Source organism: Apibacter adventoris (assembly GCF_002964975.1).
GTDB lineage: Bacteria > Bacteroidota > Bacteroidia > Flavobacteriales > Weeksellaceae > Apibacter > Apibacter adventoris.
The window spans coordinates 284,911-307,071 of the sequence record NZ_PSZM01000040.1; the positions used below are offsets into that span (position 1 = coordinate 284,911).

Consider the following 22,161-nt stretch of genomic DNA (forward strand, 5'->3'; position numbering starts at 1 on the left):
AATAATTATTTCTCTTTGAAAATAAATTATTTAAAATTATACTATTTTACTATCTTTTAAAGTATAAGTTTTTTTATATGACTATAATTTTAAAATAAAAATTATAACAAAAAAATAAGCAAAATACCAATACTAAAAAAATAAAACAGATTTCTTAGACTAAAAAAGTGGATGTGACTATAATTTTTTTAAAAAACAACCTAAAATATTACCTTTGTAAGGTCTTTAATAAAATATAAGTATATGTCAGAAATTGCAGCAAAATATTCCCCTGTTGATGTAGAATCTAAATGGTATAACTTTTGGTTGGAAAATAGATTTTTTCATTCCGAACCTAATGAAAAAAAATCTTATACTATTGTAATTCCTCCTCCTAATGTTACCGGTATATTACATATGGGACATATGCTTAATAACACTATTCAGGATGTATTAATAAGACGTGCTAGAATGTTGGGGTATAATGCTTGTTGGATTCCGGGAACAGATCATGCTTCTATTGCTACTGAAGCCAAAGTTGTAAATAAGTTAAAAGAAGAAGGAATAAGCAAATTAGACATAGGTCGAGAAAAATTTTTAGAACATGCCTGGGAATGGACCCGTAAACATGGGGGAATTATATTAGAACAATTGAAAAAATTAGGTTGTTCCTGCGATTGGGACAGAACTAAATTTACTTTAGATGATGATTTATACAATTCGGTAATTAAATGCTTTGTAGACCTTTATAATAGAGGATATATATATAAAGGTTATAAAATGATTAACTGGGATCCTGAAGCTAAAACAAATATTTCAGATGAAGAAGTTATTCACAAAGAACAAAATGGAAAATTATATTATTTAAAATACCAAATAGTGGGTGATTATTCATACATAGTAGTAGCTACAACCCGACCTGAAACTATTTTTGGAGATACAGCCGTATGTATAAATCCGCAAGATGAAAGGTATACTTTTTTGAAAGGAAAAAAAGTTATAGTTCCTTTGGTAGAAAGAGAAGTTTCCGTTATTGAGGATGAGTATGTAGACATGGAGTTCGGAACAGGATGCCTGAAAATAACTCCCGCACATGATGTAAATGACTATAAATTAGGTAAAAAGCATAATCTGGAGAGTATAGATATATTTAATGATGATGCTACATTAAATAAAAACGGGAAACAATATGAAGGAAAGAATCGTTTTATTGTAAGAAAAGAAATAGTAGAAGAATTAAAACATCTTAATCTTTTAGAAAAAGAAGAAGATCATATAAATAAAGTAGGAACTTCTGAAAGAACCGGTGCTGTAATTGAACCTAAGATTTCAGTTCAGTGGTTTATGAAAATGAAAGATTTTGCAACCCCAGCATTAGAAGTGGTAATGAATAATGAACTTAAGCTATATCCTGAAAGATATAAAAACACTTATAAAAACTGGTTAGAAGATGTGCACGACTGGAATATATCTCGACAGCTTTGGTGGGGACATCGTATTCCAGCATATTATTATGGAGAAGGAAAAGATGAATTTGTAGTAGCCGAAACCCGTGAAGAAGCATTAATACTAGCTCAGAAAAAAAATTCTACTTTAACTTTAGAAGATTTAAAACAAGAAGAAGATGTTTTAGATACCTGGTTTTCCTCATGGTTATGGCCTATTTCTGTATTCAATGGAATTAATGAACCCGATAATGAAGAAATAAAATATTACTATCCTACACAAGATTTAGTAACAGGACCAGACATTATTTTCTTTTGGATAGCAAGAATGGTTATGGCTGGATATGCCTTTAGAAATGAAAAACCTTTTTCTAATGTTTATTTCACTGGTATTGTAAGAGATAAACAAAGAAGAAAAATGTCTAAGCAATTAGGAAATTCTCCAGATCCTTTGGAATTAATAAATAAATATGGTGCAGATGGTGTACGTGTAGGGGTTTTATTAAGTTCTTCGGCCGGGAATGACCTTATGTTTGATGAAGATTTATGTTTACAAGGTCGAAACTTTGCTAATAAAATATGGAATTCATTTCGGTTAATAAAGTCTTGGAATGTAGACACAACTAAAAAAATTCCTGCAGAAAATAAAGAAGCCATAAAATGGATAAAAAATAAAATAGCACAAACAATTACTTGGGTAAATACTGATTTTAAGAAATTCAGAATATCAGATTCTTTAATGAACATTTATAAATTAATATGGGATGATTATTGTTCATGGTATTTAGAAAGTGTAAAACCTCCTTTTGGAGAAAAAATAGATTCTGTAACATATAATGACACACTTTTTATTTTAGAAGATTTATTAAAATTATTACATCCTTATATGCCATTTATATCTGAAGAAATCTGGCAAAATATAAAAGAAAGGGGAACTTATAATAGTTTGATTATTGCAACTTATCCCTCTGCCAGTATATTTGAGGAAAATATTATTTCTGAATTTGAAAAAACTAAAGAAATAATAACCGGAGTACGTAATTTTAGGTCTGAAAAAGGTATTTCCCCTAAAGAGCCTTTAGAACTCATCATAAAATCTAAAGATGCTTTAAATAATGTTGAAATTATTAAAAAATTAGCTAATATATCTGAAGTACAACATAATTTAGAATCTCAACAACCAGTTTACACATTTCTTGTAGGTAAAACAGAATTTGCTATTCCTTTTTCACAAGCTATAGATATAGAAGCTGAAAAAAATAAAATACAAGAAGAAATTAATTATCTACAAGGTTTCTTAAAAAGTGTAAATGCCAAATTGTCTAATGATAAATTTATAAATGGAGCTCCAGAAAAAGTAGTAGAAATTGAAAAGAAAAAACAATCTGATACTTTAGAAAAATTAGCAATACTTGAAGAAAATTTAAAAAACTTATAAAAAATATCTCTAATAAGTCAGATAAAAGGAATTGTTGTAACCGAAAATAATATATTTATCAAAGGATAAAAAATGAAATTTATAATAATTACATCGACACTCTATAAACTAAATAGATAATAATTATAATTGTATTTTAAAATTATATAATAAGTTATTTATTTTATACGAAATTGTAGTAGCTTTGTTAAAGTTAATTGCGTCTTATGAATTTAAGTGTTCTTTAAAATTATAAATCATTTAGGATAACCAACTTATTTAAAATTGAATATAGTGAAGTTATCCTATTTTTTTAAATTTATTATTTCATTTCAATTTTTTTTAGAGTATTAAAAAAAACTTTTTATGAAAACTTTAGTAATGAAAATATATGCTTTATTTTTCTTATTTTTTACAAACTTTTTACCTGCTCAAAATAAAACAGATACTTTGAATTTATCTGAAATACCTATACAGTTTACATTATCAAAAAAAATACATGAAACCTCAGGTGTGGAATTTTATAATGATTTTCTTTATACATTAAATGATAGCGGTAATCAACCTGAAATCTACAAATTAAGTTCTCAAAATGGAGAAATATTACAAACCATTAAAATTAAGGATGCTACAAATGTAGATTGGGAAGAAACTGCCCGAAAAGGAGATACTCTATTTATAGGTGATTTTGGGAATAATTTAGGAAATAGAAAGGACCTTACTATTTATTCAATAATTATACCTCAAGAGACTTTATCAAAAAATATTGAAGTCAATATATTACATACTTATTACTTTAATTTTGAAGATCAAATAAATTTTAACAATAAGGAATATCTAGTAACTAATTTTGATTGTGAGGCTTTTGTATACTATGATAAAAAACTTCATATTTTTACTAAACGATGGGGTGATTACCAGACAACACACTATGAACTTAATCTTAATACTACTAAAAAAACTCTTACTGCAAAAAAGATAGAAACTTTCAATACCGAATGTGTTATAACAGGTGCCGATATATATAATAAAGAATTATATCTTATAGGATATACTAAGGATGGATTTGCATATACATGGAAATTTATAAATTTTTCTGATGGAAAATTTTTTAATGGAGAGGCTCAAAAAACTTTTATTGGTTTAACTCCTATGATTAGTCAGACAGAAGGTATAGCAATATCAAAAGATAAAATTTATATTACCGGTGAAGAAATGAATTATTCTTTATTTAAGGTACAACCTACTTTATATATTATAGATAAAAATAAATTATAATTAATTTATTTACAATAAACTAAATATGTTTATTTAAACAAATACTTTAACTCTATAGTTCCATACCATTGAGTTTTTTCTTGTAAAGAAGTTTCTTTTGTTTGATAATTAATTGCAAGATTTAAAGCATAACGATTCCATGTTTTCATTATCCCTACAATTTGATGGTACAATAATGGATTTAATTTACCTGTAACAGGACCTTTATCTTTTCTAAAAGCACCTCCTTCGATAGTTGCATTATAAGCATATACTAAAAGTGACGGTTGATAATAAAAGAAAAATTCCTTATGGGAATTTTTATATTTTGCATTTAATCTCGTATTCCAATATGAAGTAGATAAATTATTATTAAACTTTCCCCATCTAATTAAACTACCCAATTTAATATTATCAAAAAATAAACCTGCTCTTGCTCCTGCAATAGCCTGAATTTCAAAATTATCTTTAATAGGAATTTCTTTAATCCATGTTAATTCACCATTTATTCCTATGGAGTTTTTTAATTGAAAATCCCATTGTTTTTTTGGGTCATACATATCAAATAAATGATGTATAAATACCTGTGTTTCTTTCCCAAAAGATATAGGTCCAATAGAAGCTATAGAAACTCCCCATTTTATCATTTCTTTATTTTTTGTAAACTGAGTTTGTTTATAAGATATATATAAATAGGCTGTTACTGGTCGATCTATATTTATTAGTTTAGAATAGTTTCCATTCTGTGCATTATAAATATTTTGTCCTAAAGAAAAAGTAGCTATTTTTAATGAATCTTTATTTTTTTTCGATTTCCAATTTACATAAAATTCTAGACCGTTGGTATAATATCCATCATCCCCTAATAACATGTATGCATCATTTTCAGAAATAATACCAAATTCTTTTGTATAAAAATCTTTATTATTTTGAGAAAATATATTTATATATATAAGAAATATTAATATAGATATATAAGATTTTTTCAAAATAATTAAATTTTATTTTATTGCAGCTTCAGCTTTTATCATTCTATAATTACCAGATAGATCTTTCTTTAACTCAACAAAAGTAAAATATTTCAAAAATAATTCCTGAGTTTCTTCACTTAAATTCTGATTAATTTCTATATATATTTTACCTTTTTCATTTAAATTCATCATAGAAAATTTAATAATTTCCTTATAAAAAATCAAAGGATTTTCATCCGTCACAAATAGTGCTTCATTAGGTTCAAATTTATAAACTCTTTCATCCATATCTCTTTTTTCGGATTTTTTTATGTAAGGCGGATTAGATACAATAATATCATATTTTTTATTTGTATTTATTTTTTCAGAATCCAATAAATTTGTTTGAATATAATTTACGGAGACTTTATTAAGTACAGAATTTTTTTGAGATAGTTCTAAAGCTTTTTCACTCACATCAATACCATCTATTTGAGATTTAGGTAAATTTTTTGCTAAAGCTATGCTGATACATCCACTACCCGAACATAAGTCTATAATTTGTAATTTTTGATTTTTATTATTAATATCTTTTAAAATCCACTCGACCAACTCTTCCGTTTCCGGTCTGGGAATAAGAACATTTTTATTAACAAGGATTTCACAACCAAAAAATATTGTACTTCCTAATACATATTGATAAGGTATACCTTCTTTTAATTGAAATAATGCATTTAGAAAAAGAATATATTTTAAATCATTTTCATCTTTTAATTCATTTAAAGATAATTTTAAAATAGATTTATTTATATGAAGATAATTTTCAGCCAGAGCATAAAATATGATATCTATTTCTTGAAGAGAATATTGTTCAGATAATTGTTTAATATATTGCTGTCTGATTTCTGATAAAGATTTCATTTTAAAAATTTCTCTAAATTAATAAAAAACCGGAATAAATTTTTATTTATTCCGGTTAAGTATAGTTATATTATACTATAATTTTTATTCTTCCTCTACTAAAACCCAACCTTCTTCAATTAGATTTTGCGCTTGTTTAAATTTTAATTCTTTAACTTCTCCGGTTCTTAAATTTCTTATATTAACCATTTCATTACGTCCTATTTTATTAACCCGTAAAGGTTCTGAAACTTCTTTTGCTTGAGGAATATTCTTTTTATTTTCTTCAAAATCTCTACTTTCTATCGTTTTCTGTTTAACTTCTTTAGCTTGTCGTATTGAAGTTTCTTCAGGTTCTGAAGGAAGTCCTCCTTTAAATAAAAAAGAAATAATTTCTTTATTTGTCTTATCTAGCATTTCACTAAATAAAGAAAAAGATTCTTGTTTATAAATTACCAAAGGGTCTTTTTGCTCATAAACTGCAGATTGAACTGATTTTCTTAATTCATCCATTTCTCTCAGATGTTCTTTCCAGTTTTCATCAATTAATGCCAAAGTAATCCCTTTTTCAAAATCTTGTAAAAGTGCTTTTCCTTCAGAGTTATATGCTTCTTCTAAATCAGTAGTAACATTCAACACTTTTGTTCCGTCTGTAAATGGAACAGATATATTTTTATATTGATTTCCTTGTGCTAAAAATACATTGGAAATAACAGGGAATATTTGTTTAGCTGTATTATTTAATTTTTCTTTGTAATTTGAGTCAGCTTGTTCAAAAATTTTGTCCGTAAGTTCCTTTTCAGTAAGTTTATTAAACTCATCTTCATTTACAGGTGTATCCATCGCAAAGATAGTTGCCAACTCAAATTCAAAATTTTTAAAATTTTTAGAATATTTGTTATCTTTAGTAATAAGAGCTGCTGTATCAAAAATCATATTGGCAATATCGATACTTAGTTTATCTCCAAAAAGTGCATTTCTACGTCTTTTATAAATCACTTCTCTTTGCTTATTCATCACATCATCATATTCCAATAATCTTTTACGTATTCCAAAATTATTTTCTTCAACTTTTTTTTGAGCTCTTTCTATAGAATTAGTAATCATAGAATGCTGTATGACATCTCCTTCTTTATGTCCTAACCTATCCATCATTTTAGCTATTCTATCAGAACCAAATAAACGCATTAAATTATCCTCCAAAGAAACATAAAACTGAGAGGATCCAGGATCTCCTTGACGTCCGGAACGCCCTCTCAACTGTCTATCTACTCGTCTGGAATCATGTCTTTCTGTACCTATAATAGCTAATCCTCCAGCTTGTTTTACTTCGTCAGTAAGTTTAATATCTGTACCCCTACCTGCCATATTGGTAGCAATAGTAACTACTCCAGAATTTCCTGCTTTTGCAACAATTTCAGCTTCTTTCTTATGTAATTTCGCATTTAATACATTATGAGGAATTTTTCTCATTTTTAATGCCTTACTTAACAATTCTGAAATTTCAACAGAAGTAGTCCCTACTAATACAGGTCTTTTATCTTCTTGAGATAAACGTATCACTTCATTTAAAACAGCATTGAATTTTTCTCTGTTTGTTTTAAAAACCAAGTCTTGTTGGTCTTTTCTTATGATTGGTTTATTAGTAGGAATTACAACGACATCCAGTTTATAAATTTCCCAAAATTCACCAGCTTCAGTCTCTGCCGTACCAGTCATTCCTGCTAATTTGTTATACATTCTAAAATAATTTTGCAGGGTAACTGTAGCAAAAGTTTGAGTAGCTGCCTCTATTTTTACATTTTCTTTAGCTTCTAATGCTTGATGTAAACCATCGGAATATCGACGGCCTTCCATAATACGTCCTGTTTGTTCATCAACAATTTTTACTTGACCATCTATTACTACATATTCAATATCTTTTTCAAATAAAGTATAAGCTTTAAGTAACTGGCTTAAGGAATGTATTCTTTCTGATTTTATAGCAAAATAACGCAAAAAATCTTCTTTTTCTTTATGTTCTTCTTCTTTAGATAGATTTTTATTTTCAATATCTGCAAACACAGTTCCTAAATCTTCTAAAACAAAAAAATTAGGATCTTCATTACCTTTAGATAAAAATTCAATTCCTTTATCGGTTAATTCTACCTGATTGTTTTTTTCATCAATCGAGAAGTATAAATCTTTATCTGCTTCTGGCATCATGCGATTATTATCTGAGATAAAATAAGCTTCAGCCTTTAATAAAGTAGTTTTATTTCCTTCTTCAGATAAAAATTTTATTAAGGGTTTATATTTAGGCAACCCTCTGTATACTTGATAAAGTTTGTGCCCACCTTCTTTTTTATCTCCTGAAGCTAATAGTTGTTTGGCCTCTTGAAATAATTTAGAGATTTCATTCTTTTGAGCACTAAATATATTTTCTACAATTGGTTTTAATTCTTGATATTCTTGTTTATCACCTTGAGGTATAGGACCTGAAATAATTAAAGGGGTACGAGCATCGTCTATTAAAACAGAATCCACTTCATCCACAATCGCATAGTTTAATTCTCTTTGTACTAAATCGGCAGGTGAATTTGCCATATTATCACGTAAATAATCAAAACCAAACTCATTATTAGTTCCATAAGTAATATCTGCCCAATAGGCTTGTCTACGAGATTCTGAATTAGGCTGATGTTTATCTATACAATCAATACTTAAACCATGAAATTCAAAAATAGGTCCCATCCATGCAGAGTCACGTTTAGCTAAATAATCATTTACTGTAACGACATGAACTCCTCTTCCTGGAAGAGCATTTAAATAAATTGGCAAAGTTCCAACTAAAGTTTTCCCTTCTCCTGTAGCCATTTCTGCAATTTTTCCTTCATGCAATACAGTTCCTCCTATATACTGAACATCATAATGCACCATATCCCATTTTACTTCTTTACCTGCGGCATCCCAACTATTATTCCATACAGCATTATCTCCTTCAATATTTACATAGTTTGTAGTTTCTGATAATTTCCGATCAAAATCTGTAGCCTTTACCACTAATTTCTCATTTTCTGCAAATCTTTTTGCAGTTTCCTTAATTACAGCAAAAGCTTGCGGAAGTAATTCCAATAAAACCTTTTCTTCTATATCATAAACTTCTTTTTCAAGTTTATCTATTTGAGCATATAAATTTTCTTTCTCATCAACATCATCAGTTTGTTGAGTTTTACTTTTTAAATCTGAAATTTGTGCTTTTAATTCTGAGTTAGCTTGGGCTATTTTTTCTTTGAATTCAATGGTTTTATTTCTTAATTCATCTGTTGATAATGAGGAAATACCAGACTCCTCCTTTTTGATTTTATCTAAGTATTTATTAAGTTGTTCAAGATCTTTTTTATGTTTATCTCCAATAAATAATTTTAGGACAGAATTTAATATATTCATTATCTAATTAATTTTTTTAGCATACAAATGTAAGAAAAATACTTTATCTACATGGTAGTATAAAGAAATAATAGGCACTAATTTAAGCAATTATAGACTTAATTTATTTTCGCCTAATTAATACTCATCCTCATTCCACAGAAAATCATCATCTGTAGGATAATCAGCCCAAATTTCTTCTATATTATCATAAATTTCTCCCTCATCTTCAATTGCTTGTAAGTTTTCTACTACCTCTAAAGGTGCACCGGTTCTAATTGCGTAATCAATTAATTCATCTTTGGTAGCAGGCCATGGTGCATCACTTAAATATGATGCTAATTCTAAAGTCCAATACATTACAATTAAATTTTTTATTATTACAAATAACTTTAATATTTTATTTTTCCATTTTCGACACATCAAACTTCAAGCCAAAATATTTAACTTTTTATTTTGATTATTTAAGTTTAATCTGAATAGTTTTATTTATTACTATTAAAAATTAATATTTAAATACCTTAAAAATTGCTTAGACATATTGACATGAAATTTTATATACTTTCCTTATTCCTTAATTTAAGAATATACATTTTTTAATCATTAGAAAATAAATAAAAAATAATGTAACATTTGTTTAAATGCAACTAAAAACTTAATTAAAGAAATTCATTTTGAATGAATGAAATTAATAAAGTCTTTTACTATTGAAGTATAATTTAGAAACAGTTATTTTTCATAAACAGAAAGCATTAGCTTAAGCAATTATATTTCCACAACTTTGGTTGTGAATAAATAATAAAAGCATCAAAGAACATAATCAGAATAATAAATAATTATTTATTATTCAAAACTATTAATTAAAAATATATGCCAAAGAAGCCCCTAAAACAGACGTTCTTTCCTGTTTAGGATAATCTTTATATATATCAATTAAACCATAATTATAACGTATAGAAAATTCAAAATTTCTTAAAATGCTATAACCTATACCAAAACCTATAGATAAATTAATATTTTTAGGCTTATCATTATAATATAATATATCTAAATCTTTATTTTTTTGTGATACCAAAAATCCTATTTGTGGTCCTATTTCACCAAAAAATTCACTGTCTGCTTCAGAAAAATAAGCCCTTAACATTAAAGGTATATTTAAATAATTTTGAAAATATTTTATAACATGGCTTGTATGTTTATCCTTTTCCCCTTCTAAGGAATAAATAACTTCCGGTTGAAAAAAAAACTGATTATTATTATCTAAAGGAATCTGACAAAATGCTCCAAAAGATCCTGAAATTCTTCCCTCAGATTCTTTATGTATTTCAGATATATTACTTCTGTGCACAGATCCTTTTATACCTAATCTAACTTGTGAGTAAGTGATAACAGGAAATAATAGAGTCAAAAGAACTTCTTTACGAAATAAATTTTTCATAATATATTATGTTTTTACATTTATCCTAAAACAGATGCTACGGTATTTCCGATCTCTGCAGGCGAATTTACTACATGAATTCCACACTCGGACATAATTTTCATTTTAGCTTGAGCGGTATCATTTTCTCCTCCAACTATAGCTCCTGCATGTCCCATAGTTCTTCCTTTAGGAGCTGTTTGACCTGCAATAAACCCTATAACAGGTTTTGTAGCACCTAGTGATTTATACCAATGAGCAGCATCAGTTTCTAGTTGTCCACCTATTTCTCCAATCATCACAATACAATCTGTTTGAGAATCATTTAATAATAATTCCATAGCTTGTTGTGTAGTTGTACCGATAATAGGGTCTCCTCCTATGCCTATTGCTGTAGAAATTCCATATCCTGCTTTTACGACTTGATCTGCTGCTTCGTAGGTTAATGTTCCTGATTTAGAAACGATACCTACTTTTCCTTTTTTAAATATAAATCCAGGCATGATACCTACTTTGGCTTCATCTGCTGAAATAATTCCCGGACAATTGGGTCCAATTAAAATACAATTATAATTTTTGATATAATTTTTAACTTTAACCATATCTTGAATTGGAATACCTTCTGTAATACAAACCACTACTTTGATTCCAGCTTCGGCAGCTTCCATTATAGAATCAGCAGCAAATGCCGGAGGAACAAATATAACAGAGGTATCTGCTTTCACCTTTGCTACAGCTTCTTTTACAGTATTAAATACAGGTCTTTTCAAATGAATAGATCCTCCTTTACCTGGGGTAACCCCTCCTACTATCTGCGTTCCAAATTTTATCATTTGTTCAGCATGAAAAGTTCCTTCTTTACCAGTAAAACCTTGAACAATTATTTTTGAATTTTTGTTAACTAAAACCGACATAGTTTCTCATTTTGTATAAAACAAATATATCTATTTTTTTTAATTCTTATATCATTTAGTTAACCTTTTCAATTTAGCCAGTTCTTTTAACATCTTTTTTGCTTCATCTGCTGGATAACCAAAATAGGTTTTCCCTCCTTCTAAACTCTTAGAAACTCCTGATTGTGCAAGAATAACTGCTTTACTGCCTATGGTTAGGGATGAGGCAAAACCAGCTTGTCCCCATATAGTCACTTCATCTTCAATAATACAACACCCTGCTATTCCAACCTGAGAAGCTATTAAACATTTTTTTCCTATAATTGTATCATGTCCTATCTGAATTAGATTATCCAGTTTAGATCCTTCCCCAATGATAGTTGAAGATGTTACACCTCTATCAATACAACAGTTTGATCCGATTTCAACATTATTTTCTATTTTTACATTGCCAAAAGATTTTAGCCTATCATAATAATTACCTCTGTTTTTGTAATAAAAAGCATCCCCACCAATCACTGTTCCTGATTGTATAATAACATTATCACCAATTTCAGTATAATCATGAATTATCACATTTGGAAAAATAATACAATTTTTCCCAATCTTTACTTCTTTACCTATAAATACATTAGGTTGTATAATTGTGTCTCTCCCTATTTCTAAATCATTTGAAATCATTTGATTATATATCTCAAATTTTTTGAAATATGAGTTAATTTTATTAAAATCTCTAAAAGGATCTTCGGAAATAAGCAAAGCTTTTCCTTCGGGACATTCAACTTCTTTATTAATAAGAATTACAGTTGCATTACTTTGTAATGCTTTATCATAATATTTAGGATGATCTACAAAAACAATTTCACCTTTTTGCACTCTATGAATTTCATTGGTACCATATATAGGTAAATCTGCTTCTCCTATATATTTTGAATTGATTATTGAAGCAATGCTCTTTAGTGATTGTATTTTAGGGAACTTCATTTAATTTATAAATAGAAAAATTTATATATTTTTATTTTATTCTTTCTATATAAGAACCATCTTCTGTATTAATTTTTATTTTTTCCCCAGCTTCTATAAATAAAGGAACTAATACTCTTGCTCCGGTTTCTATAGTTGCATTTTTTAATGCATTTGTAGCTGTATTTCCTTTTACCCCAGGTTCTGCTTCTATAACTTCCATTATTACACTTGGAGGTAGTTCAGCAGATAAAGGAGTATCGTCATCTTCTTTTAAAATAATCATAACTTCTTCTCCTGACTTCATAAATTGGGAATTTTCAATCAAATTTTTATCTATATAAATTTGAGAGAAATCATCATTATTCATAAAATGAAATCCGTGATCATCATCATACAAATATTGATATTTTCTAGTTATAACTTTTACTTCTTCTATTTTGCTCCCTGCAGAAAACGTATTATCTACTACTTTACCTGAAGTTAATGATTTTAGCTTTGTTCTTACAAAAGCAGGTCCTTTACCTGGTTTAACATGCAAAAACTCTATTACTTTATAAATGTCATCATTAAAATTGATACAAAGTCCTTTTTTAATGTCTCCCATTCCTGCCATAAATATCTATTTTTTGTTTTTTATAATCCCATTGAGTTAAAGCCTCTCATTACTCCTCTCATACTTGACTGTATAAATTGTATAATTTCATCTCTTTCCGGAGTTGCTTCAAATTCTGCTTCGACCACAGATAGAGCTTGAGTAATGTTCATTTTCTTTTGAAATATAACACGATATATGTTTTGTATTTCTGCAATTTTTTGAGAATTAAATCCTCTCCTTCTTAAACCAACTGAGTTAATTCCTACATAGGATAAAGGATCTCTGGCTACCTTCACATAAGGAGGAATATCTTTCCTTACTAAGGAGCCTCCAGTTACAAAAGCATGACTTCCTATGGAACAGAACTGATGCACTGCCGTCATTCCTGCCATTACAACAAAATCTCCTACATTAATATGTCCTGCTAAAGTTGTATTATTTGAAAATATACAGTTATCTCCTACTACACAATCATGTGCTATATGAGAATAAGCCATGAGTAAACAATTATTCCCAATAACTGTTTTCATCTTATCGGAAGTTCCTCTACTAATGGTTACACATTCTCTTATTACAGTATTGTTACCAATATAGGTTAATGTTCTTTCTCCTTTGTATTTAAGATCTTGAGGTTCTGCAGAAATTACTGCTCCTGGAAATATTTTACAATTTTTACCTATTCTGGCTCCTTCCATAATAGTTACATTGGGTCCTATCCAAGTTCCTTCTCCTATTTCAACATCTTTATATATGGAAGAAAAAGGTTCTATTACTACATTTTTTGCAATTTTTGCATCAGAATGTACAAATGCTAAAGGCTGAATCATGTTTTAGTCTTTTGTTTTTACTACTTGTGCCATCATTTCTGCTTCTACTACCATTTGTCCATTACAATATCCATATCCTTGCATATGTACAATTCCTCTCCTTATTGGCTCTAATAAATCTATTTTAAGTATTAATGTATCTCCTGGTACTACTTTTCTTTTATGTTTCACATTATCTAATTTAATCAAGTAAGTTGAGTAATTTTGAGGATCTTCTACATTTTCAAGAACAAAAATTCCTCCGGTTTGTGCCATGGCTTCTATTTGTAATACTCCAGGCATTACTGGTTCACTAGGAAAATGCCCGACAAAGAACGGTTCATTTATCGTTACGTTTTTCACTCCTATTATGTGTTTGCTATCTACTTCCATAATTTTATCTATTAATAAGAATGGAGGTCGATGAGGGAGCATTCTCATTATATCTTTTATATTATAAACTGGTTCTTTGTGAAAATCAATTTCAGGTATGTTTTTTCTTCTAAATAACTTATATAGTTTATTTAATTTTTTTGCAAATTGTGTATTGCAATGATGTCCTGGTTTGGTTGCTATAATTTTTGCTTTCAATTTTACACCAACCAGCGTTAAATCTCCTACAACATCTAATAGTTTATGACGAGCAGCCTCATTGGGATAGTATAAATTTACATTATCCAATATTCCATTGGGTCTAACTGTTACTTCCGGTTGTTCAAAAACTAATTTTAATTTTTCTAAAGTTTTTGATGAAAGTTCTTTATCAACATATACTATGGCATTATTTATATCTCCTCCTTTGATTAATCCGGCATCTAACAGCATTTCCAGTTCATGAAGGAAACTAAATGTTCGTGCTTTTGCAAAATCATTTTTAAAATCTTTTATGTCCTTCATTGTAGCATTTTGAGTTCCTAATACTTTGGTTCCAAAATCTACCATAGTCGTGACTTCAAAATGATCTGAAGGAATTGCTGTTATTTCTGATCCTGTTTCCGGATCAGTATAAGATACAATTTCTTTAATGGCAAAATATTCTCTTTCTGCTTCTTGTTCTTCTACTCCAACATTTTCAATTGCTTCAACAAAAAATTTTGATGATCCATCCATAATTGGTGGTTCAGAGCTATTTAGATCAATATATACATTATCTAAGTCCATTCCAGTGAGAGCAGCTAGTATATGTTCGCATGTATGAATTTTAACTCCTTTTTTTTCTAAAACTGTCCCTCTTTCTGTAGAAGTTACATAGGTTGCATCAGCTTCAATTGTAGGCTGACCTTCTAAATCTACTCGCACAAAAACAAAGCCTGTATTAATAGGAGCAGGCTTTATGGTCATAATGACTTCTATTCCTGTATGTAACCCTTTCCCTTTTAAAGTAAAGGGCTGTTTTATTGTCTTTTGTTTATCTGACATTATGATTCACTTTGAGTTTTACTATCTTTTTCTAATTTTTCTATTCGTTTTATAATTTCAGGTAACTGTTTAAAATAAACGAAACTTTTCTGATATTTAATATATTTTATTGCCGGTGAACCAAATAATCTTTCATTATTATCAACATCATTTGTAATTCCGCTCTGGGCTTGTAGTATAACATTATCTCCTACTTTTAAATGTCCGGAAATACCTACTTGTCCTCCTATCATACTCCATTGACCTATTTTTGAAGAACCGGCTACACCTGCCTGAGAAGCTATTACAGTGTGTTGACCAACTTCTACATTATGAGCAATTTGAATTAAATTATCTAATTTAACTCCTTTTTTTATTAAAGTAGATCCTATTGTTGCTCTATCTATTGTACAATTAGCTCCTATTTCTACATCATCTTCAATAATTACATTTCCTAATTGTGGAACTTTTTCATATCCTTCTTTTGACTGACTAAAACCAAAACCATCAGCTCCTATTACAGTTCCTCCATGTATTACACAATTATTTCCAATAATACAATCATTATAAATTTTTACGCCTGGACCTATTAAGCAATTTTCACCAATAACTACATTATCTCCTAAATAAGCTTGAGGATATATTTTAGTATTATTTCCAATTTTAACATTTGAGGCTATATATGCAAATGCTCCTATAAAAAGATCTTTACCTAATGTCACATTATTAGATATGAAAACAGGTTCTTCAACACCTGTCTTTTTTTCTTTCATTTCATTATAAAATCTTAATAATTGATTAAAAGCTGAATATGCATCTTCTACGGATATAATAGTTGGTAATTCTGAAATATCTTGAGGAATTAATTTTTCAGATATTAATATTATGGAAGCTTTATTACCTTTCAAAAATTCTTGATATTTTTCTCCACCTAAAAAGGTTAAAGTTCCAGGAATACCGTCTTCTATTTTTGAAATATAGGAAACCATTTCTTCAGGATTTCCTATTACTTTTCCGTTAACTAAATCAGCTATCTGCTGGGCACTAAATTTCATAATTTGCAAATGTAAACATTTTATTAAAATTACAAAAATCTTTGTATGAATCCACCTATTTCCCTAGGCACACATATATGATATTTTATTATATCTTTACTTAAACCTTTAATAAATACTTGATTATTCATTTTTTCTAAATCAATAACTTTACCACTTTTCAATAATAATTTTATGGGGTCTTTCGTACTATTGTAAGGTAATATATTTAATTTATTTTGATGAATGAAATAGTTACCTTTTTTAATATTGTAAATTTTTTCCGTTTCAATTAATAGTTTCTCAATTACGTTATTTGTTAATGGTTTGGGCATTATAAGTGAAACAGGCAATTTTCTTTGAATAATGCTTTTACTTAATATTCGTAATATTTTATCGTCATGATACTGCCAAAGTTGTAACGCGGAAATTATATCTGAATCATCTAAATGAGAAAATTGATATAAATCTTCATTTTTTAAATCACTAAAATCTGTTTTTGTTAAAAAATATTGAAGCGTTGGTGTTGTAGGCAGTTCTTGTCCCTTATAAAATAATTTTTTTGCCCGCTTTAAAGCTTCAATTAAATAAAATTCAGCCGTTACCGAAGTTTTATGAAAATATACCTGCCAGTACATAAATATTCTTGAGGTTAAATATTTTTCAATGGAATATATACCTTTTGCATCAATAACCAATTCATCATCAATAACATTCATCATTGTAATAATTCTTTCAGAATTTACATTTCCTTCAGAAACACCTGTAAAAAAACTATCTCTTCTTAAATAATCTAATCGATCTAGATCTATTTGACTAGAAATAAGCTGATGAAAAAAATTTCGAGGATACTTATCTAAAAAAATATCTATTGCTAAAGATAGTTTACCATTAAATTCTTCATTGAGTAATTTCATCAAAGTTAGTGATATTTTTTCATGATGTATACCATTTATAATGGTAGATTCCAATGCATGCGAAAATGGTCCGTGTCCAATATCATGTAATAATATAGCTATTTTTGAAGCTCTTTCTTCATCTTTTGAAATATATACCCCTTTTTCTTTTAATGATCTTAAGGTTATATGCATAAGCTGCATGCAGCCTAAAGCATGTAAAAAACGTGTGTGAGTAGCTCCCGGATATACATAATAACTTAACCCTGTTTGAGAAATTCTTCTTAACCTTTGAAAATAAGGATGTTCTATTAAATCAAAAATTAATTCATCCGAAATACTAATAAATCCAAGTACGGGATCATTAAATATTTTCTTTTTATTTATTCTAGTTTCTTTTTTATACTCTTTCAAAAGGCATATTTTTTGTATTTTTATATGCAAAAATAAAATATTTAAAATGATTGCAAAAATATTATGGATCGATGATGAAATTGAAATGCTTGAGTCTCATTCTATATTTTTAAAAAATAAAGGATATGAAGTAACAGGAATAAATAACGCACCTGATGCTTTAAAATTAATTACCGGAGGGAATTTCAATGCGGTTTTATTAGATGAAAATATGCCGGGAATGGGTGGTTTGGAAGCTTTACAAAAAATTAAAGAAATTGAAAACACTTTACCTGTTATTATGATAACTAAAAATGAAGAGGAAGACATTATGGAGGAAGCTATTGGTGAAAAAATTTCCGACTATATTTTGAAACCCGTTAATCCCAATCAGATATTATTGAGTTTAAAAAAAGTTTTAAAGGGAGATGAAATTATTGAAAAAAAGACGGTTCTAAATTACCAACAAGATTTTCGTAAGATTTCTATGGATTTAATGTATGCAGAAAATTATAATGATTGGGTACAAATATATCTTAAACTAATACAATGGGATCTTAAATTCGATAAATTAGAGGATGCAGAAATGACAAGCATTCTTCAAAACCAGAAAGAAGAAGCCGATAATTTATTTTCCAAGTTTATTGAAAAAAATTATAGAGATTGGCTTCATACTGATGTAAAGCCTAAAATGTCTCATACTGTTTTTAAAGATGTAATAAGACCTACCATTGAAAAAAATGAGAAGGTATTATTGTTAATGATTGATAATTTACGTTATGATCAGTGGAAAGTTATACAACCTTTATTTAGTAAGTATTATAATAAAGTTACTGAACAATCATATTTTAGTATTTTACCTTCCTCTACTCAATATGCAAGAAATTCTTTTTTTTCGGGTTTGTTACCTCTCGAAATTGAAAAAAATTTTCCTCAATATTGGGTTGGGGAAAATGATGAGGAACAAAAAAATCAATTTGAAAATGAGCTATTAAATGCTCAATTGCAAAGATTAGGATTAAAAGACCTAAAAACTAAATATTTTAAGGTACTCAATGCTGATTTTGAAAAAAAAATATATGAAGATTTTAAAATTTATAATAATTTAGATCTTATTACTATTGTTTACAATTTTATTGATATACTCTCTCATGCTAAAACAAATAATAATATTGTTAGTGAATTAATAAGAGATGATAAAACTTTTCGTTCATTAACATACACATGGTTTGAAAATTCAAGCATTCTTAAAATTGTGCAACAAGCTGCTGAAGACGGATATAAATTGATTATTACTACTGATCATGGAACTATTTATGTGAAAAAACCTAGCAGAGTTATAGGGGATAAAGAATCTTCTACTAACCTAAGATATAAATTAGGCAAAAATCTTCAATATGAAGCAAAAGATGTATTTGCTGTAAGTGATCCTGAAGATTTCTTTTTGCCAAAAGTAAACGTAAACTCCAAATATATTTTTGCTAAAGAAAATAAATTTTTTGCTTATCCTAAAAATTATAATCATTATGTGAATTATTATAAAGATACCTATCAGCATGGTGGTATATCTCTTGAAGAAATGATTATCCCGATTGTAGTTTTAGAATAATATAATTTTTTAGCATAAATATTTATTGCCTAAGAATTATTATGGATTATCTATTTTTTATTACATATTTATATATTGTATTAAGGTAAGAACTTTATTTTACTTTTTTATTTAAAAACTCTTTTTCTCTTTATTTTTTTTAATATTAATCGATTAAATTTATTATTGGTATTTATTAATTCTAAATATATAATCGAAATTATAATATATATCTAGTTAAATATTAACTGTTATAAAAAATTTACAAGAGTTTTGTATATTTACCAAAATTATTTTTGATATATGAAAATTAATCAATTTATATTATTTATTTGTGTTCTTTGTATGTTTTCAAGTTGTAGATCTGAAAAAATTATAGTTAATAAAAAAATTATAAATACGGAGGGAGAGCCTATGCTTATTGGAAGGATAACAACTGATGCCTTAACGTCTCCAGATTTTAAAGATTGGTATCTTAAAGAATATGACTCCTATATTCCAAAGAAAAAATTTATAAATACAATAAGAAGGAAAGCTAAATTTTATAGAATAGAAATTTTTTTAGGTACTTGGTGTAGTGATACGCAAGAACAACTTCCTCGATTTTTAAAGATTCTTGATGAATCAAAATTTCCTAAGAAAAAAATTGATCTATATGCTTTAAATAAAAATAAAGAAAGTTTTTATGGAGAACAAAACCAAAAAGGTATTACCAGAATACCTGTTTTTATAATATATAAAGGTGAAAATGAAATAGGAAGAATAACTGAAACCCCCACTCATGAAACTTTAGAAGAAGATCTTTATAACATATTTTTAAGAAAATAATTTAATTTTTAGATATTTTTATGTAATTATATCAATTTTTGCATAGTTTATGCATATATAATTATATATATATTTAAGCATATGTTAGCAAAATTAACTAAAATTATTATTGTAATTGCCTGTTTTATTATTGGAGGTATAATATCTATTTTATTATTTAAAAATTTCTCAACTAAAGAAAATAACATTGTTGATACAAGGATTATAAATCATGAGATACAACGTTTAAATAAAATGATTGTTATAGAGCAAAACTATTCTGCTTTCAGAACTAAAAAGTATAATGATTATAATCCTAAATATTTAAATTTTCTTAATAAAAATATTGTTTTATATATTACTGCTAAAGCTCAGGTTACTTATGATATGAAAAAAATGAAAATTAATGTTGATTCTGTTAATAAAAAAATAAATATAATTTTTTTACCAGAACCAGAACTCAACGTTTATCCTGATGTAGAAATATATAGTATGGAAGAAGGATTGTTTAATAATTTTTCCAAAGCTGATTTAAATTCAGTAATGACAGAAGGAAAAAAAGATATACAAAAAGAAGTGGAAAACTCTAATATAAAATTATTAGCTCACAATCAATTAATTTCTAATTTAAAAGATCTTTATAGTATTGCTCGTTTATATAATTGGAAAATAAATGATGAAACTCCTTACGCAAAAGAATTAGAACCTATAAAAAATTAAAAATGAATCTAATATAAAACAAAATTTATTAAAAATACTTTATTTCATATCAAGCATAATCAAACCGGAAAGTAATTCAGGTTCTATATAAGTACTTTTTGCAGGAATTTTTAAATTTAAATCCGAAATTACTTTTAAATCTGAAAAAGGTATTGAATAAAAACCAAATGCGATTTGATAATCACCATTATCCACAACTTGTTTCATATTTATAATCCCTTTTATATCATTTGTTCCTTTAAGATATGAGACTAGTTTTTTTTCTTCATTTTCATCGGAAATATTAAATACAGGACCGAGAATAAATTTATTAAATAGATACGTGTCTATATTACCTAAATCATCAGGAGTTCCTCTATACTCATGTTTTATATATAAACCATAAAATTTTTTATCAAAATACATACTTATATGATGCTTATGAGAAGGAAAATATGGTTGTTCTCCTTTTTCATTTATGGTAAAATATTTTTCTAATTTTGTAAATAATTTATCTTTTGTTAAAGAACCTAAAGATTTGATTAATCTATTATATTCATATATCTTTAATGAATGACTTGAAATTAGTAAGGACATAACCTGATGGTTCATATCAAATAAAAAATCTTTAGATTTTGCTTTTTCTTTTATTTTATCTGAATGTTCTATTGCTGCAGCCATTCGATAATGTCCATCAGCTAAATATAATGCAGGAAGATTTTCTATAGTTTCTTTAAACTGAGCTAATTTTAACCGATTATCGACTTTCCATATTTTATGCGAAATATCTAATTCATCCTCAATATGAAAAAGGGGTTTACTTTTCATTTCGAGCTCCATCATTACATCTAATTTAGAATTAGAATCATATGTTAATAAAACAGGATTAGTTTGTAAATAAGTAATATCTAAGAATTCGGTAAATATTTTTTGTTTTTGTTCAATTGTTTTTTCCGGTATTTTTACACGATTTTCTTTAAAGTCTTCTACTGAAACCAAACCTATAATCCCTTTAAAAATTTCTCCATTTCTTTTCTTTTGTTCATATATATAAATTGATGCCGGATCATGTTCTAAAAGATTTTCGTTTATATACTCTTCAAATCTTTTTCTAACTTTTTTAAACCTGTTTTTAAGAGGACTTTCTCCTTTAAAAAAAGTAGGTCTTATTATATCTATATAGGAAGGATTTTTATCTTTTAATTTAGCTTTAATTTGCTCTTCTGTATATTTCTCCGGAGTGTATATGGGAAATTTTTCTATATATTCTTCTTTTATATGGATTCCTTTAAACGGTTTAAAACTTAACATAG

Annotated in this window: 18 protein-coding genes; 5 read left to right on the forward strand and 13 right to left on the reverse strand. The window is 27.4% G+C overall.

Annotated features, from left to right (window positions below; translation table 11 throughout):
* Nucleotides 1-243: 243 nt before the first annotated feature.
* Nucleotides 244-2,862: a valine--tRNA ligase gene (locus C4S77_RS08095; RefSeq protein ID WP_105247117.1), complete on the forward strand. Its 2,619-nt coding sequence runs from the start codon at nt 244-246 to the stop codon at nt 2,860-2,862.
* A gap of 345 nt (nt 2,863-3,207) precedes the next feature.
* Entirely contained in the window at nt 3,208-4,119 is a 912-nt protein-coding gene (locus C4S77_RS08100) for a hypothetical protein (RefSeq protein WP_105247118.1), read from the forward strand.
* A gap of 29 nt (nt 4,120-4,148) precedes the next feature.
* On the opposite strand, the gene C4S77_RS08105 is transcribed toward C4S77_RS08100, so the two are convergent.
* The 12 genes from C4S77_RS08105 to C4S77_RS08160 form a co-directional block, all read right to left on the reverse strand.
* Entirely contained in the window at nt 4,149-5,087 is a 939-nt protein-coding gene (locus C4S77_RS08105; RefSeq protein ID WP_105247119.1) for a lipid A deacylase LpxR family protein, read from the reverse strand.
* Between the two features lie 12 nt (nt 5,088-5,099).
* Nucleotides 5,100-5,969, reverse strand: coding sequence for a peptide chain release factor N(5)-glutamine methyltransferase (gene prmC, locus C4S77_RS08110; protein WP_105247120.1), 870 nt, complete (start codon nt 5,967-5,969; stop codon nt 5,100-5,102).
* Nucleotides 5,970-6,053: 84 nt separating this feature from the next.
* Complete coding sequence (gene secA, locus C4S77_RS08115) at nt 6,054-9,377, reverse strand: preprotein translocase subunit SecA (protein ID WP_105247121.1); 3,324 nt, start codon at nt 9,375-9,377, stop codon at nt 6,054-6,056.
* Nucleotides 9,378-9,494: 117 nt separating this feature from the next.
* Complete coding sequence (locus tag C4S77_RS08120) at nt 9,495-9,716, reverse strand: DUF2795 domain-containing protein (RefSeq protein WP_105193301.1); 222 nt, start codon at nt 9,714-9,716, stop codon at nt 9,495-9,497.
* 496 nt (nt 9,717-10,212) lie between these two features.
* Nucleotides 10,213-10,794, reverse strand: a complete 582-nt coding sequence (locus C4S77_RS08125; protein WP_105193233.1) for a porin family protein — start codon at nt 10,792-10,794, stop codon at nt 10,213-10,215.
* A 20-nt stretch (nt 10,795-10,814) separates the two neighbouring features.
* Nucleotides 10,815-11,687: a succinate--CoA ligase subunit alpha gene (sucD, locus tag C4S77_RS08130; protein ID WP_105247122.1), complete on the reverse strand. Its 873-nt coding sequence runs from the start codon at nt 11,685-11,687 to the stop codon at nt 10,815-10,817.
* Nucleotides 11,688-11,738: 51 nt separating this feature from the next.
* Complete coding sequence (locus tag C4S77_RS08135; RefSeq protein WP_105247123.1) at nt 11,739-12,650, reverse strand: UDP-3-O-(3-hydroxymyristoyl)glucosamine N-acyltransferase; 912 nt, start codon at nt 12,648-12,650, stop codon at nt 11,739-11,741.
* 31 nt (nt 12,651-12,681) lie between these two features.
* The gene (gene efp / locus C4S77_RS08140; protein ID WP_105193227.1) at nt 12,682-13,245 is read right to left on the reverse strand and encodes an elongation factor P; all 564 of its coding nucleotides are present in this window, start codon (nt 13,243-13,245) and stop codon (nt 12,682-12,684) included.
* 20 nt (nt 13,246-13,265) lie between these two features.
* Nucleotides 13,266-14,054 carry an acyl-ACP--UDP-N-acetylglucosamine O-acyltransferase gene (gene lpxA, locus C4S77_RS08145; protein WP_105193225.1) on the reverse strand — a complete coding sequence of 263 codons (789 nt, stop codon included), beginning with the start codon at nt 14,052-14,054 and terminating at the stop codon, nt 13,266-13,268.
* A gap of 3 nt (nt 14,055-14,057) precedes the next feature.
* Nucleotides 14,058-15,452 carry a bifunctional UDP-3-O-[3-hydroxymyristoyl] N-acetylglucosamine deacetylase/3-hydroxyacyl-ACP dehydratase gene (locus tag C4S77_RS08150; protein ID WP_105247124.1) on the reverse strand — a complete coding sequence of 465 codons (1,395 nt, stop codon included), beginning with the start codon at nt 15,450-15,452 and terminating at the stop codon, nt 14,058-14,060.
* Nucleotides 15,452-16,486 carry a UDP-3-O-(3-hydroxymyristoyl)glucosamine N-acyltransferase gene (gene lpxD, locus C4S77_RS08155; RefSeq protein ID WP_105247125.1) on the reverse strand — a complete coding sequence of 345 codons (1,035 nt, stop codon included), beginning with the start codon at nt 16,484-16,486 and terminating at the stop codon, nt 15,452-15,454. The genes C4S77_RS08150 and lpxD overlap by 1 nt, the downstream gene beginning before the upstream one ends.
* 29 nt (nt 16,487-16,515) lie before the next feature.
* Nucleotides 16,516-17,775: an HD domain-containing protein gene (locus tag C4S77_RS08160; protein WP_105247126.1), complete on the reverse strand. Its 1,260-nt coding sequence runs from the start codon at nt 17,773-17,775 to the stop codon at nt 16,516-16,518.
* Nucleotides 17,776-17,821: 46 nt separating this feature from the next.
* Between C4S77_RS08160 and porX the strand changes: the two genes are divergently transcribed.
* From porX to C4S77_RS08175, 3 genes are all read left to right on the forward strand, one after another.
* Nucleotides 17,822-19,363 (forward strand): T9SS response regulator signal transducer PorX, encoded by a 1,542-nt coding sequence (porX, locus tag C4S77_RS08165; protein WP_105247127.1) that lies wholly within the window; start codon nt 17,822-17,824, stop codon nt 19,361-19,363.
* A gap of 282 nt (nt 19,364-19,645) precedes the next feature.
* Nucleotides 19,646-20,170: a thioredoxin family protein gene (locus C4S77_RS08170; RefSeq protein ID WP_105193217.1), complete on the forward strand. Its 525-nt coding sequence runs from the start codon at nt 19,646-19,648 to the stop codon at nt 20,168-20,170.
* 81 nt (nt 20,171-20,251) lie between these two features.
* Nucleotides 20,252-20,869 (forward strand): DUF4230 domain-containing protein, encoded by a 618-nt coding sequence (locus tag C4S77_RS08175; protein WP_105247128.1) that lies wholly within the window; start codon nt 20,252-20,254, stop codon nt 20,867-20,869.
* A gap of 39 nt (nt 20,870-20,908) precedes the next feature.
* On the opposite strand, the gene C4S77_RS08180 is transcribed toward C4S77_RS08175, so the two are convergent.
* On the reverse strand, nt 20,909-22,159 hold the full coding sequence (locus C4S77_RS08180) for a DUF1015 domain-containing protein (protein WP_105247129.1): 1,251 nt from the start codon (nt 22,157-22,159) through the stop codon (nt 20,909-20,911).
* Nucleotides 22,160-22,161 lie beyond the last annotated feature (2 nt).

What these genes read in the sequence shown, in the direction of transcription:
- C4S77_RS08180 (WP_105247129.1), bottom strand. Translation starts at nt 22,159, where the DNA reads ATGTTAAGTTTTAAACCGTTTAAAGGAATCCATATAAAAGAAGAATAT.
- C4S77_RS08120 (WP_105193301.1), bottom strand. Translation starts at nt 9,716, where the DNA reads ATGTATTGGACTTTAGAATTAGCATCATATTTAAGTGATGCACCATGG.
- C4S77_RS08100 (WP_105247118.1), top strand. Translation starts at nt 3,208, where the DNA reads ATGAAAACTTTAGTAATGAAAATATATGCTTTATTTTTCTTATTTTTT.
- efp (WP_105193227.1), bottom strand. Translation starts at nt 13,245, where the DNA reads ATGGCAGGAATGGGAGACATTAAAAAAGGACTTTGTATCAATTTTAAT.
- porX (WP_105247127.1), top strand. Translation starts at nt 17,822, where the DNA reads ATGATTGCAAAAATATTATGGATCGATGATGAAATTGAAATGCTTGAG.
- C4S77_RS08095 (WP_105247117.1), top strand. Translation starts at nt 244, where the DNA reads ATGTCAGAAATTGCAGCAAAATATTCCCCTGTTGATGTAGAATCTAAA.
- C4S77_RS08175 (WP_105247128.1), top strand. Translation starts at nt 20,252, where the DNA reads ATGTTAGCAAAATTAACTAAAATTATTATTGTAATTGCCTGTTTTATT.
- C4S77_RS08150 (WP_105247124.1), bottom strand. Translation starts at nt 15,452, where the DNA reads ATGTCAGATAAACAAAAGACAATAAAACAGCCCTTTACTTTAAAAGGG.
- sucD (WP_105247122.1), bottom strand. Translation starts at nt 11,687, where the DNA reads ATGTCGGTTTTAGTTAACAAAAATTCAAAAATAATTGTTCAAGGTTTT.
- lpxD (WP_105247125.1), bottom strand. Translation starts at nt 16,486, where the DNA reads ATGAAATTTAGTGCCCAGCAGATAGCTGATTTAGTTAACGGAAAAGTA.
- C4S77_RS08170 (WP_105193217.1), top strand. Translation starts at nt 19,646, where the DNA reads ATGAAAATTAATCAATTTATATTATTTATTTGTGTTCTTTGTATGTTT.
- C4S77_RS08125 (WP_105193233.1), bottom strand. Translation starts at nt 10,794, where the DNA reads ATGAAAAATTTATTTCGTAAAGAAGTTCTTTTGACTCTATTATTTCCT.
- lpxA (WP_105193225.1), bottom strand. Translation starts at nt 14,054, where the DNA reads ATGATTCAGCCTTTAGCATTTGTACATTCTGATGCAAAAATTGCAAAA.
- prmC (WP_105247120.1), bottom strand. Translation starts at nt 5,969, where the DNA reads ATGAAATCTTTATCAGAAATCAGACAGCAATATATTAAACAATTATCT.
- secA (WP_105247121.1), bottom strand. Translation starts at nt 9,377, where the DNA reads ATGAATATATTAAATTCTGTCCTAAAATTATTTATTGGAGATAAACAT.
- C4S77_RS08135 (WP_105247123.1), bottom strand. Translation starts at nt 12,650, where the DNA reads ATGAAGTTCCCTAAAATACAATCACTAAAGAGCATTGCTTCAATAATC.